This is a genomic window from Pseudomonas sp. R1-15 (assembly GCF_051132085.1).
Classification (GTDB): Bacteria; Pseudomonadota; Gammaproteobacteria; order Pseudomonadales; family Pseudomonadaceae; genus Aquipseudomonas.
Genome location: NZ_CP071660.1, coordinates 4,437,967 through 4,452,021 on the forward strand (window position 1 = coordinate 4,437,967; position 14,055 = coordinate 4,452,021).

Consider the following 14,055-nt stretch of genomic DNA (forward strand, 5'->3'; position numbering starts at 1 on the left):
CCAGACCGAGGCCTCATCCATGCCCGCTTCCACCGCCGTCCACTCCAACGCCTTCAACTTCCTCAGTTTTGTCCAGTCCGGAGTCGATGCAAGGACGGGCATGTACACGGTGTCGCTGTCTTTACCCGAAGTGAAAACCTGTGACCTCAGCGGCCCGGCGATTCCCCTGGTGCTCAACTTCAACCCTCTGAACGAGGTCGACAGTGGCTTCGGCCTGGGCTGGGACCTGGCGCTGACGCAATATGCCCCGAGCACGCAGATCGTCTCGATTCATTCAGGGGAAACTTTCAAGGTCACGGGGTCATACCCTGGAGATACGGGTCGCCTGCGCATGAAAGAGCAGAAAATCGAAAGTTTCCAGCTCTTCGAACTGCCCGAAAAAAAGTATCGGGTGGTGCATAAATCGGGGCAGGTGGAGACTCTGGAACTTCAGGGGGCGGAGCCGCAAGTGGCAGTACCGGTGAGCATCCATTCAGCGCAGGGCCATGAGATCACGCTCGAGTACGACGTCTTCAACGGGCGCCCGATGCTTAGCGTCATCCAGGACAGCAGCGGCAGGCTTCTGCAAGTCACCCGCGACCGGGTAAAACACACGGTCACCTTCAGCATCGGCTTCAACGGCACCACCCCTGCGGCGCAGGTGCTCTTGAATTTGATAAATGATCGCATCGACAGGGTCACCCTGCCGACGACCGAAGCCGCCGGCTGGCGCTTTGAGTACCGGACGGTGCGCGAGCTGGCCTGCATCAGCGAAGTCTGGACGCCGCTGGGCGCCCACGAAACTATCCAGTACAACGATTCGGGCCATGGCTTTCCCGGCGGCGGCAATGAACAGCGCAAACTGCCGAGGGTGACCGACCATGTCACCGCCCCCGGCGGCGGCAACGCGCCCATCGTGGTGAAGTACAGCTACGCCAGCGACGGGCATAATTTCCTCGGCTATGGAAGTGCTGTCGAATGGACGGACGACGGCCTGGACAATCTGTTCAAGGTCAACGAACCCTACCTCTACAGCTCCACCGAAAGCCTGATGGCCGGTACCGATGTCGTGCGCAGCGTGACCCGGACATTCAACCGCTTCCACCTGCAGACCGAAGAAACCACCGTGCAGGACAATCGGCAGAAAACCGTCCGCAGCCGTTATTACGCGGATGATGACGACACGCTATCTTTCGACGAACAGCCACGGCAGTGCCAGTTGCCCCGGACAATTTCGACGCTGTGGTCGATCAGCGACGACCCGCGTAGTTGGCGCCAGGACAAGCAGCTCAGCGAATTCGACATTTACGGCAACCAGACGCTGCGGGTCGAGCCCAGCGGTGTTACCGAACACATTGCTTATTACCCCGCTGAAGGGGTGGCAGGGCAGTGCCCGGCGGATCCTTATGGGTTCGTGCGCCACGTGCGCGAAAAAACCTTCCTCCCCGCAAGCGATCCGACACTCGTGCCAGGACTGCAGAGCGGTGCATTGCCATTGCGTACCCGGTTTCGCTATGAAGCACTGCCGTCGCTGGGCAGCAGCACTATCCAAAAGCCCTGGATAGCCATGACACAAGAGCAACTGTTCGAACTGACCGACACCAAAGACCCCATCGAGCGCCAGCTCTCATCGACCCTCTTCGGCTACTTCAACGTTCCAGCCGACCCGTTGACCCATGGCCGGCGAGCCCGGCAGGCAATTACCCTGGGCAGCGACACCGGCCCGACCTCCTTCATCGATTACCGCTATACAAAAAATGCCGAAACCCGCTCGTTACAAACCGAGCAAACCTCCTCGACGGACTTCGACGATACCGTCATGACGGTGGTCGACGAACGTTCGATGCTCCACGGCGAACCCTTGCTGATCACCCAGGACAGCGTTCAATACAGTTACCTTTATGACCAACTGAACAGGGTAGTTCGTGAAACCCAGGCCCCCGGCACGGAATACGAAGCAGCGCGGCGTTATAGTTACCGCCTGATACGGCCGGTCGATACGGGCCTCCCTCCTGTTGCGATCCAGGCCTTTCAGGAAATGGAGGACGTCAAGGGCGTGAAGCTACGGACTCACTTCGACGGAATGAGCCGGGTGGTACGCGAGGAGCTGGAGGATTTCGGCACCTATCGCGATATCTACAAGGCGCAGTACAACGACAAAGGCCTGCTGATGGAAGAAACGCAAATCGACTGGCTGGAAACCAACGATCTTCCCTTGACGACCACCTACAGCTACGACTCCTGGGGGTTGCGCGACAGCGTAACCCGGCCGGACGGCGTAAAAATCCTGATGTTCAACGACCCCATAGCTTTTGCCAGCGAACAATGGATCGAAGGCACAGCACGCACCCGGACCGTTACCAACCGATTCGAAAAAACCGTCAGCGTCGAACGGATCGACCTGAACGGGCAGCGCATCAGCCGAACGGTATTCGACTATGATGGCCTGGGCAATTGTGCGTCAAAGGTTGACGAGCTCGGCGGTATCACACGTTATAGCTACGATGCGTTCGCCCGCCTGGTCCGCACCACCCTGCCCGACCTGACCAGTGTCCATACTACTTACGCCGCGCACAGCCGGGCCGAGCTGCGTAGCCGGATCGAGGTCAAGCCGGGCAATTTCGACGGGCCCGCCCGCACCGTAGGCGAGCAAGAGTTCGACGGCCTGGACCGGGTGACACAGTTCAAGGTTGGTCCCCGGATCGAGTCACGGGAGTACGAGGCTGGCTATCTGCTGCCCAAGCGCCGGGTCACTCCGGCCGGCAACGCGGTCGAGTTTCAATACCAGCACGGCCTGATCGAGAAGCCGACCGTCATCACCGCAACGGACGACGAGTCATCCTTCGACATCGACGTGCTGGACGCCAGACTGAACGGCTCGAAAAACAGCCAGGGCGCATATGCCTTTGCCTATGATGAGGCCGGACATCTGGAGGCCGAGACCTGGACCGATGCCCTCGACAACAAACCGTACACGACCCGCTATAGCACCTCCCTGAAAGGACGTCCGTTGAGCCGTACCGACGTTGGCGGCCACGATACGCACATGGAGTACCATCCGGCCAACGGGCGGCTGCTGAGCATCGAGCAAAGGCAACTGAAGGCCTCATTCGAATACGACGCAATTGGCCGACTGTTCCGAACCACCAGCCGCGACAGTGCCAGCCACAACACCCTGACCGCTACCCTGGCATTCGATGATGCGGGGCGCGAGACCCTGCGCACCTTGGTACTGCTCGACGCCCAGGACCAGCCCATTGAGGCCGAGCGCTCGATCGAATTGACCTACCAGGCCGACAGCAACGTGCGTAGCCGGCACCTGCGCGTAGCAGGGACCACTGTTCTGCTGGAAACCTACAGCTACGACCTGCGCGGGCGCCTGGAACGCTACCGTTGCTCAGGCACTGAACTGCCAAAGGATCGCTTCGGCAACGCCATCCTCAGCCAGTACTTCGAGTTCGATACGCTGGACAACATTATCTACACGCGGACCGTTTTCAGCGACGGGCGACTGGACATAACGCATTTCAGCTTTGCCGTGGACGATCCCTGCCAACTGGTGGGCGCCAGCCACAGCCATCCTGATTACCAGAGCCTGGAAACCCGCTTCACTTATGATCTGGACGGCAACCTGAAGCAGGATGAAGCGGGACGACAGCTTGACTATGACAGCCAGGGCCGTCTGGTGAGTGTCGCCAGCCCTGACGGACAGCCCCTGAAAAATTATCGCTACGATGCCCACGACCACTTGCAGGCGATCACCCCACAGGGGGATACGCAAACCCTGCGTTTCTACCAGGGCACGCGGATCACCGACACGCTGCACGACGATCAACATGTGCAGTTCCTTTATCACCAGGGGAAGCCCCTCGGCCAACAGACCCCCAGCGACGATGGGCAAACGCTGTTGCTGATGACCGATGCCAAACAGTCGGTCATCGCCGAGAGCCAGGGCGATCAAGTGCGCAGCGCCATCTATGGAACCTACGGCGAGCGGGGGCCGGACTCGACATTGCAGAGCCTGCTGGCTTTCAATGGCGAGGCGCTTGAGAGCACCGGGTGGTATTTACTGGGCAACGGCTACCGGGCCTATAACCCAGCGCTGATGCGCTTCCACAGCCCGGATGCCCTGAGCCCCTTTGGCGCCGGTGGCCTCAATTGCTACATGTATTGCGCCGGTAACCCGATCGCCTTCGGCGACCCGACCGGGCACGCGCGCCAGGGGCAGATTATCAATAATATAGGGTTCAATATCGGGGTCTCGGCAGCCACCACCGTCCTCGGCATCGTTTTGTCATTTGTGACGCTCAATCCGGGGCCGCTGATCGCAGCCATGGCGCAAGTGGGCATCACGACCTCGGCCGCGGCCATCAGTACCGCCATAACAGCCGTGACCGTGGGCTCATCGGTGGTGGCGGGAGGAGTGGCGGTTGCTTCCGGCTTTGTCCGGGATGAGAATGCCAGCGAAGCACTTGGCTGGATCTCGCTGGGCCTGGATGCGATAGCGCTTCCGCAAGTCAAGTTGCCCAAACCGCCCGTACCCAAAGTCCCGAATCCGATCACCATTCCGAGGGCCAAGCTTGGAAGAGCTCCAGGCAGGGCCTCGCTGGATGACACCGACGATTTTGCCGACCTTGACCTGAGCATGTTCGAGCCCCGGTGCTCAGCTACTCCGGACGACAGCATCGGTCCAAATCGGAACCAGAACCGTCGAGTCACGTTTTCACCACAGGTGGAGGAGATGGGTCCGTCGAGTTCCGGCAGCCGTTCGAGCACCGCTTCGGTCAGCTCGTCTGACAATTCTTTCCGAACCCGCAGCAGGGCCAGTTCAGCCGATTCGAACACCAGTTATGATCTTCCTCCAGCGCTGGCCCAACTTGTAGCAGGGGACCAAAAAAAGCTGACAAAGAATGTCGTGCTCGGCGGTCAACAGTGGTACGCCCACAGAAAGCCGGGCGACCCGGCCGTCATGCCCGGGGTTCACAAGGTCTGAGCGAAGCCAGGCGGCCCTGAGGTCGCCTGGTCTTTTTCTCTTTGGAAACACCCTTAAACACTCCCCCAACCGTTGTCTCGGGAAATGAGAGTTCTCTCATATTCCCTGCCCCACCCCCTCCCTAGAATCCCCCACCGAAGCATGCCTCCTCGCGATAGCCCTCTATTCGCGAGCAGCCAGTGCATCGCCTCCTCTATGGCTCACCGTTCATTGTTCAAGGATTCGACTAGATGAAAAAAAACCTCCTGGCAGCCTCCCTCGGGCTGGTAACCGCCCTTGCCGGCGCATCCGCATTCGCCGGTACCAGCAGCGGGCAGATCAATTTCACCGGTCACATCAATGCCAATACCTGCCCGATCGAACCCATCGATCCGGGCAGCGGCGCCCCTGGTCCCATCAACCTGGGTGAGGTCGCCGCCCTGGATTTCGCCGGGGTAGCCGATACGGAAGTCGGCGGCCGCGAGTTCGCGTTGCGCGTCAAGGATGGGACTGCCTGCGGCTTTTCCGCCGGTGATACAGCGGAGGTGACGTTCACCAGTACCCATGGCAGCGCCGGCACCGATGGCAAGTACTACGGGATCCAGACCGGCGGTGCTACCGGCGTCGCCCTGACCATCAAGGACAACGATAACGCGCCTATCGACAGCGGCACGCCGTCCAAGGCCTATCCGCTGAACCCCACCGGCGAAACCCGGATGATCTTCCACGCCAAGTATCGTTCCATCAGCGCAACGGTTACTCCCGGCCCGGTGATTGCCAATATCAATTTCGTCGCCACCTACCCGTGAGATCCGCGGTTGGGTGCATAGCCATGCATCCAACCGCGTCGTTCACCACCACGGACCGCAGCAATATCACGGGATGACCCAGTGTTTCGATCAAAAAGAAAATACCGCCGTGCCTGCACCTTACTCACAGGGACCGTGACCTTGCTCCTGGCCTACGCCCCCCTGAGCCAGGGAGCCCTGACGCTGAGCGCGACCCGGGTGATTTTCGACAGTGACAAACGCAACGTTTCACTGATCGTCGCCAACCCCAGCGACAAAGTCTTCGCGGTGCAATCCTGGGTCAACACCAGCGCCGACGACACCACTACGATCGTACCGTTCGTAGCCTCGCCGCCGCTGTTTCGCATCAACCCGGGCAGAGAGCAGCACGTGCAGATCAATGGCTTGCCTCATTCACTGCCCAACGATCGCGAGTCGTTGTTCTTTTTTAATGCCAAGGAAATTCCCCAGGCCGAAACCGACCAGCGCAACGTGCTGAACATCGCCATCCGTACGCGCATCAAGTTTTTCTATCGCCCTGCGGAACTGAAGCAAACCCCGGCGGAGCGGCTCCAGGATTTGCAATGGTCATTGCAATCGATCAATGGCATGCCAAGCCTGGTGCTGAACAATCCTACCCCCTTCCACTACACCTTCCAGCACCTGGAAATCAGCGCTGGCGGTCAGTCGAAACGAATCGACAGGCCGGCGATGGCGGCGCCCTTCGGGCGTGAAGTCTATTCGCTGAAAGGTTTCCAGCCCGGCACGGACGCGCAGCTTTCATTCACCACGATCAACGACTACGGCGGCATTACCGAGCCCGCCACCTTGCCCGTGCGGCAGCACCCTTAACCCCTCCAGCCCGCAGTGTCAGGGAACATGATCATGATCGGATTTTCAGCAGGCCGGCGCATGCGCCTGCGGCTGGCTCGCTGCCTGCTGGCCGGCGGCAGCGGCATGCTTATCGAGACGGGCGACGTACTGGCGCAAACACCAGCACGGTTTCTTTCGGGCTTCATGCATCAGGGCCATGACCAGGATGCCGACGCCGGCCAGTTGGCCTTGCAAGCCATGGCCAACGAACAAGGCTTGGTGCCGGGTCGCTACCGTGTGCAGGTCAGGCTTAACCAGCAATACGTGGGCGAGCACGACATCGAGTTCATCAATGGCGGTTCGGCCGTTCTGTCGGCCTGCCTGACAATGGCCCTGCTCGATCAGTTCGGCGTGAACACCAAAAGCGTCGCCAATCCCGAAACGCTCGTAAGTCCATGCGTAGAACTGGCCATCCTGATCCCCGACGCCCGCGCCGATTTTGATGCGCCGCGCTTGCAACTGAACCTCTCGGTTCCGCAAATTGCCATGCACCGCAAGGCCAGCGGTTACGTCGACCCGCAGCGCTGGGAGCACGGCATCAACGCCGCGTTTGTCAATTACCAGGTCTCGGCGCAGCAAGGCGATACCCGCTATTCGGGACGTAGCGACAGCCAGGATCTGCTGTTGAACGGTGGTATCAATCTCGGCCCATGGCGCTTGCGCAGCAATCAAAGTGCCCGTCAGGACAGCGATGGCGGGCGCACCTGGACGCGGGCCTACACTTACGCCCAGCGTGACCTGCCCGGCCTGCACGCCAACCTGACCGTGGGCGAAGCCTACAGCGGCGGTGATGTGTTCAAAAGCGTTGCACTAAAGGGAGTGATGCTCAAATCGGACTCCGGCATGCTGCCCGACGTCATGCAGAATTATTCGCCGATCATCCGCGGCGTGGCGTTCAGCCGGGCGCGCCTGGAGATACGCCAGAGCGGCTACCCGATCTATTCCACCTATGTCAGCGCCGGTCCTTTTGAAATCGACGACCTGAACACCGGCGGAGGCAGCGGTGAGCTGGAGATCCTGCTCACCGAGGCCGACGGCCAGGTCAGGCGTTTTACCCAACCCTACGCATCCCTGGGCAACCTGCTTCGCGAGAACACCTGGAAGTACAGTGCTGCCATCGGCCGCTATAACGTCGCCGGAAAGGTTGAAGACCCGATGCTCTGGCAAGGCACGCTTGCCAGCGGGATCGGCTGGGGCACGACTCTCTACGGCGGCCTGCAGACCAGCGAGCATTACCAGGCGGCCAGCCTGGGCGCGGCAAAGGACTTGGGCGCAATCGGCGCACTGGCACTGGACGTCACCCGCTCCAGCGCCGCGATCGATGTCCAGGATGCGGGCTCCGTACAAGGCCTGAGCTACGCAATCAAGTATGGCAAGAGCTTCGATTCACGTACCAGCCTGCGCTTTGCCGGTTACCGCTACTCCACGCAAGGGTATCGGGACTTCGATGAAGCCGTGCGCCAGCGCAGCCAGGACACTACCTTCAAGGGCAGCCGGCGCAGTCGCCTGGAGGCGTCGATCTACCAGGGCATCGGCCAGCAGAGTGCCTTGACCTTCACGCTTTTCCAGGAAGATTTCTGGCGCACCGATCAGCAACAGCGCCAGTTCCAGCTCAACTTCAATACCCGCCATCGAAGCGTGAACTACAGCCTCTATGCCGGCCAGTCATTGCGCAGCCGCCAGCAAACCAGCGACCGCCAGATGGGCTTGAGTGTCTCGTTCCCGCTGGACATCGGTCACACCAGTTCCATCAGGCTGGACACGCAAAAAACCGGCACGAGCTGGAGCCAGCGTGCCAGCGTCACCGGCAGCCTGGACCAGAATCGCCTCGGTTACCGCGCAGGCATCGTCAACGAAAACCACCGGCAGCAAGCCGCCGAGCTCTCGATGAGCTACCAGATGCCCGTCGGCAATTTCGGCGCGGGCCTGAACTACGGCAATGCCTACCGCAACCTGTCGGTCAACGGCGCCGGTGCCATCGTGCTGCACGGAGAAGGTGTCGAGTTCGGTCCCTACCTGGGAGAAACCGCGGCGCTGATCGAGGTGCCAGGCATCAAGGATGTCGGTATCGCCAATGCGCCAGGGGTACGCACCAATGCGCGAGGCTTCGCGCTGGTTCCCTACCTGCGGCCCTACCGGATCAACCAGATCGAGCTGGATACCGCGGAGCTGGGGCCGGAAATCGAACTGGAGAACGGCACCACCCAGGTCGTGCCTCGACGGGGAGCGCTGGTCAAGCGTACGTTCGCCGCCCGCTCAGTCCTGCGAGTCGTGGTCAATGCCACGTTCGAGGGTCGTCCGTTGCCGTTTGGCGCCCGGCTCGAATCCGCCGAGGGCGAAGTCGTCGGAATTGTCGGCCAAGGCGGCCAGGCCCTGTTGAGCACTCACGCGCAACCGCAAGTCTTGAGTGTTGCCTGGGGTGAAAGACCCGCACAGCAATGCCGCCTGGTCATTGATCCGCAGAGCTTGCCATCGTCCCGGGGCTACCGCTTGCAAACGGCGATCTGCCGATGAACCGGTTTTTTCCAGGCGATACCGTCTTTGACGCGACGCCGCCTCCCCAGCAGGATATTCATGATTAAATTATCAGCGCGACACCTCGCCAGCCTGATCGGCGTCTTCGCTGGCTGCCAGTTTGCCTTGCCCGTCATGGGCAATACCTGCCGGTGGGATTCAGCGCCGGGCCCAGTCACCTACCAGGTCAACCTGGGTACCGTCTACGTGCCTCGCGATGCGAGTACCAACAGCGTCATTGGCGTTGCCGACCAATTCGTTACCAGCAACCGCCCGGGCCCGACCATCATCTGTACCAACGACGGCAGCGTGACGCTGGACTTCAACGCCATCAACATAGCGCCGTTCGATCATCGTCGGGGCAGCTTTGGCAATGGCGGCGTCGACGACAGGATTTTCGCCACCAACATACCGGGAATCGGTGCGCGCGTTACTTTGGAAGCCGGATTCGACGGACATTCCGGCAACTCCTTCGTCCCCATCGGCGGCAGCCCCGTGGTGCCCTTCGATGCACAACTCAGCCAGCGCATGGTGACGCCGTTCACTCTCTCCAGACTGCGCAGCTTGGTCACGCTGGTCAAGACCGGCCCTATCGCCCCCGGTCCGCACACGGTGAACCGGCATATGTTCGACGGTTATTTCTCCAACATCGGCAAAGGCTTTGGCTACAACCTGAACGCAACGGTCATTCAGTCCCAATGTGCAGTGGGCGCCAACCCGGTGAGTGTCGACCCGGTACCGCTGGGTACCTGGCAGGTCGGCGACTTCAATGCTCCCGACTATGCCACCACGCCTGTGCCGTTCACGATCACCCTGACCCGCTGCGAGGCCGACCCGACCAACGCCAACCAGGCCAACGCCTACATCCGCCTCGACGGCGCCAACGGGTCCTTGCCCGAGGGCGACGGCCGTAACGGTGTATTCAGTCTGGGTAATGGCTCGGGCGCCCGGGGTGTCGGCATCCAGATATTGCGAGGCGATGGGATCACCCCCGTGCCATTGGGCACGGACGTGTTCTTCGGTTCCATTGAAAACGCCCGCGACAAGACGCTCGGCTTCAGTGCGCGGTTCTACAAGACCGGCAGCGTAGTGAGCCCAGGCAGCGCCAATGGCGCGCTGAGCTTCACCCTCACCTTCCAGTAAAGCCTTTGGTCAAGCCTTCAGCATCGGTCGCAACTCGGTGAAGAACTGCCAGTGTTCGCCGTCATCGAAGCTGACCTGGGTTTGCACGATAAACTGAGTATCGGTTGGCAGGGACAACATGAAATCCCGAGGCAGTTTCACATGCACCCCATTGCTGACCTCCGCCGCTACGACCTTGTGCTTGTCCAGGATGGTCAGACTTCTGTTCAAGCCCGACACCTTGATAGTCACCAGGCAGGCCTCGCTGATAAAGACCCATTTTTTTTGATGCACAGGCAACCCGCCGGCCGGAATTGCGGCCTTGGATACCGGAGTGGTGAAGGGAGGTTCCAACTGGGGGGGCGGGAATTGGGTAAACGTTCCGACCTGTACCGTCAGTTTCTCCGAGTCCTTGGAGGTGCCGTCCGCGAGTTTGACACCGTAGTACATTGGCACGTCCTTGTTGAACATCGCAGCAATACTCGCCGCGGGAATCGTCACTGACTTCACGCCCCACGGCACTGGAACGGCAATCGCTCCCGCCGTACCAGGTTCGCCGAACTGCATGGAGACGACGTCATCGTCATAATAGACGGCATCCTCGGGAATCTGCGCGGTTGCCCCGTTTATAGCCCTCAGTGGATTCAGATCGGCATATTGCGACGGGTTGCCTTCGGCTTCCTCGATCCAAGGGTAAGGAACGTAATGCGGCGCTCGCAAGACCGCAACCACGAACGAGATCGGATCGGATTCAGGCGATTCGTTGCCGGCCCGATCAAAGACCCGATAGGAGATCGAACGCGGCCCGTCGCCCATGTCGCGAATGAGCGCTTCGTCGAACTCCAGTTGAAACTGGAATTCTTCGTAGTCGTCTTCGGTAAGCGTCCTGGATACTTCCCGTTGCTGGCCGCTATCCTCGTTTTTCCAGGCGCAGACGATACGGTCACCGGGGGCCGGTTCGAGGTAAGTGGGAACGCTCACGGCCACGATCCCGTTGTTGTCGATGAGGTATTGTTCGGAGAGGCCATCTTCGACAATGGTCGGGTCGATCAACACAACATTGTTAAAGGCCAATTGAGGAGGCGTTTTATCAATAGTGACCTTGATCCGTACGGATCGACGAGGGGTCGAACTGTTCCAGGGATGCAACTGGTAATACACGCTGTGGACGCCCTCATCCAACTTGGCAACAGGAACTTCCAGCCACAGATCCGCAGGCGGACTGTCAGGTTCGAGAGGCCCCTCCCAACGTTTTGTAGCCACGGGTTCGGCTTCATTTTCATCCCATATCAGCTCCACCGTATCGTACATCCCGGCCTCTGGAGCAGCGTCGCTCCAAAGGGGAAACACGATACGCAATGGCTGTTCCCAGGCATCCTTGGGCAATAGGTTCTCTTCGCCACCCGGAATCGGCGGCAGCACGCCGACAGCGGTGGGAGGATCCAGATCGACCAGGCTTTTTTCATACATGAAGCGTTTATTCAACGACGCGAGAAACTTGAACATGTCGGCGCCCTCATCAAGAACAAGCAGAAAAAAACAACTGCGGAAATGTTCCCCCGCAGATTCGTCAGTTGCTGTTTTATCGCGATGAGGCATCGGCGGCGGTATCAACCGGGAACGATGATGTTCCCGGGTACCTCTTCAGACCCTTACCAGCGATAGCGAGCGCCAAAATTGAAACCCCACGGCTGCTCGATACTGTCTCCCTTGCTGTAGTCGAGATCGGCGTGAATCGACACCTTGTCGTTGAGATTCACGGCAATGCCCGCCCCCAGCTCACCACGCGAGCCGGACAGGTCGTTGTTGAACATGACCTCGTTGACCTGTACCTCGTTGTTTTTTGCAAACTCATGGGCATAGGCCGCGCGCAGGTAAGGCTGCACCCGTTGGCCATCGCCCAGATCGAAGTCACGCCCGACAGTGGCGCCGGCCTTGCCGAGAAGTGAACGCGTACGGTCGCCCTCGGCTTCCAGGCCGTTGTCCAGATCGTAATCCTGGCCTTGGATGATCACCCCGGAGAGTTGGGTATAAGGCTCGATGAAATAGTCGTCAGCCAGCTTGATATGGCGGCCGAATTCGAGGGAGGCGCCGACCCCATGGTTGTCGTAACGCCCTTCGGTTTTTTTGCCATCGCTCAGTTGCACGTCGGACTTGTTCTGGAACCGGTTGAGCTTGAGGACACCGTCGAAATAATAGCCGCTGGGCTCATCCAGCCAGGTGGTGTAGGCACCCACGTAATAGCTGTCGACCTTGGCGCTGGTGCCGCGACTCAAGTCCAGGTCCGACTTGCTGTAGCCACCCAGCAGGCCCACCAGCCACTGGCCATCCCCGAATGGCAAGGGGGCGTCGGCACCGAACGACAAGCCTTGCTGGGTTTGTGTGTAGGCCACTCCGGAGCTGGCGTCGACATCGAACTTGTTACCGTAGGCGCGCATCCAACCGCCGGCCTTGCCATTGTCCATCCGCACCTCGCCCATGCGCGTGCGCAATGTGCTGAGTTCGCCGTACCAGACGGTCGGTGCGGTGTTGAACAGGGCCAGTACGGATCGGGTGCCGGGGCTGATCACTTTTGTGGTGGTGTCCAGGTACCAGTCCTGATCGCCCTTTTTTACCAGCTCATAGGAAAACGCCCCGCGATCCACCGGCCCGTTGAGCAACGAAAATTGCGCATCGCCGGCGCCGATGTGGATCACCGGAATGGAACTTGCGCTGGTCGGCTCGGCGCCGCTGCTGCCCATCAGCACGCTGTGGCTGCCGGTGGCGGTACCGGTGACTTCAAGGGTATCGACCTGGCCTGTGACCAGGTCGGCGTCCATGACAAAGAGGCCGCTGCCCGAAAGGTTGGCAACCGAGAGCTTGTAGAACTCGGTCGGGCTGCCGAACTGGACCGTACCACCATTCATGGACAGGTCGCCGATGCTGGCGTTATCGACCATGTTCCACTGCGCCTGGCTATTCACCGCAAGGCTGGCAACGTTGTCGAGCCGCCCGGTAAAAATTGCCTGGTTCTGCAAGGTGATGTTGGCGGTGGCGCCGACATCCGCACTGACATCGCCGTTCACATCGCTGTTATCGATGATCATATTGGCGGTCGAGACTCCCTTGACCTCCAGGACCTTGCCGTTTCCCCCTGCCAGGGTGGAACGATTGCCCACCAGGATCTCTGCCGTGGTGGCAGGCAAGCCGAAGTCATTGACCAGGATCGCCGCGCCACTTTGCCCCTGCACCGTCGTGCCATCCAATGTCAGGCGGCCGGGCTGCGACACGGTCTGATCGGTGAGCAGCAAGACACCGTTGGTGCCGCCGACGATTGTGCTGTTGGTAGCGGAGACCCGGCCACTCGCCAGTTGCAGGCCAAAGCCACTCGTACCAATGAGCGTACTCTGGCTCAGCACCAGCTCACTGGTGCCGCCGACCACGGCACCGACCACGCCGCCCGTGAGGGTACTCCCGGTGACCGTCGCCTTGGAGCCCAGGCCGACCGAGGTATCGCTGCCTAGTGACAGCGCTGTTCGGCTGGCGGTCACGAGACTATTGGTCAGGCTCGCATCGCTGTCCACCAGACCGATGCCGGTGGAGGTGCTGGCACTGGCTACCACTGTCGTGCCCGCAAGAGTGACGGATGAGCCGTTTTCGACAACGATCTCCTGGGTGCTGGCGCCGTTAGCCGTCAAGCTTGAGGCGCCCCGGACCAGATAGTTGTCCAGCGCGTCCCTGCCGTCGATAAACGCCGGCTCGCCATTATCGACAATGCGGCCGAATGAATGGGTACTGGTCAGTAACAACGGCATGATCGTCAACCAC

7 protein-coding genes are annotated in these 14,055 nt (G+C 60.3%); 5 read left to right on the top strand and 2 right to left on the bottom strand.

The genetic code is table 11. The features are described 5' to 3' along the window. The first annotated feature begins 19 nt into the window (after nucleotides 1-19). The 5 genes from J3P97_RS19970 (at nucleotide 20) to J3P97_RS19990 (ending at nucleotide 10,269) form a co-directional block, all read left to right on the top strand. On the top strand, nucleotides 20-4,972 hold the full coding sequence (locus J3P97_RS19970; protein ID WP_434672598.1) for an RHS repeat domain-containing protein: 4,953 nt from the start codon (nucleotides 20-22) through the stop codon (nucleotides 4,970-4,972). A 230-nt stretch (nucleotides 4,973-5,202) separates the two neighbouring features. Further along, entirely contained in the window at nucleotides 5,203-5,760 is a 558-nt protein-coding gene (locus J3P97_RS19975; RefSeq protein ID WP_434672599.1) for a fimbrial protein, read from the top strand. Nucleotides 5,761-5,901: 141 nt separating this feature from the next. Next, nucleotides 5,902-6,591: a fimbrial biogenesis chaperone gene (locus tag J3P97_RS19980; RefSeq protein ID WP_434672600.1), complete on the top strand. Its 690-nt coding sequence runs from the start codon at nucleotides 5,902-5,904 to the stop codon at nucleotides 6,589-6,591. Nucleotides 6,592-6,624: 33 nt separating this feature from the next. Then, nucleotides 6,625-9,126 carry a fimbria/pilus outer membrane usher protein gene (locus J3P97_RS19985; protein WP_434672601.1) on the top strand — a complete coding sequence of 834 codons (2,502 nt, stop codon included), beginning with the start codon at nucleotides 6,625-6,627 and terminating at the stop codon, nucleotides 9,124-9,126. A gap of 60 nt (nucleotides 9,127-9,186) precedes the next feature. Beyond that, a complete protein-coding gene (locus tag J3P97_RS19990; protein WP_434672602.1) occupies nucleotides 9,187-10,269 on the top strand; it encodes a fimbrial protein in 1,083 nt (360 codons plus the stop codon). 9 nt (nucleotides 10,270-10,278) lie between these two features. On the opposite strand, the gene J3P97_RS19995 is transcribed toward J3P97_RS19990, so the two are convergent. Then, nucleotides 10,279-11,754 (bottom strand): hypothetical protein, encoded by a 1,476-nt coding sequence (locus J3P97_RS19995; protein WP_434672603.1) that lies wholly within the window; start codon nucleotides 11,752-11,754, stop codon nucleotides 10,279-10,281. Nucleotides 11,755-11,900: 146 nt separating this feature from the next. Further along, nucleotides 11,901-14,042, bottom strand: coding sequence for an autotransporter outer membrane beta-barrel domain-containing protein (locus J3P97_RS20000; protein ID WP_434672604.1), 2,142 nt, complete (start codon nucleotides 14,040-14,042; stop codon nucleotides 11,901-11,903). Nucleotides 14,043-14,055: the final 13 nt, after the last annotated feature.

What these genes read in the sequence shown, in the direction of transcription:
- J3P97_RS19990 (WP_434672602.1), top strand. Translation starts at nt 9,187, where the DNA reads ATGATTAAATTATCAGCGCGACACCTCGCCAGCCTGATCGGCGTCTTC.
- J3P97_RS19970 (WP_434672598.1), top strand. Translation starts at nt 20, where the DNA reads ATGCCCGCTTCCACCGCCGTCCACTCCAACGCCTTCAACTTCCTCAGT.
- J3P97_RS20000 (WP_434672604.1), bottom strand. Translation starts at nt 14,042, where the DNA reads ATGCCGTTGTTACTGACCAGTACCCATTCATTCGGCCGCATTGTCGAT.
- J3P97_RS19975 (WP_434672599.1), top strand. Translation starts at nt 5,203, where the DNA reads ATGAAAAAAAACCTCCTGGCAGCCTCCCTCGGGCTGGTAACCGCCCTT.
- J3P97_RS19995 (WP_434672603.1), bottom strand. Translation starts at nt 11,754, where the DNA reads ATGTTCAAGTTTCTCGCGTCGTTGAATAAACGCTTCATGTATGAAAAA.
- J3P97_RS19985 (WP_434672601.1), top strand. Translation starts at nt 6,625, where the DNA reads ATGATCGGATTTTCAGCAGGCCGGCGCATGCGCCTGCGGCTGGCTCGC.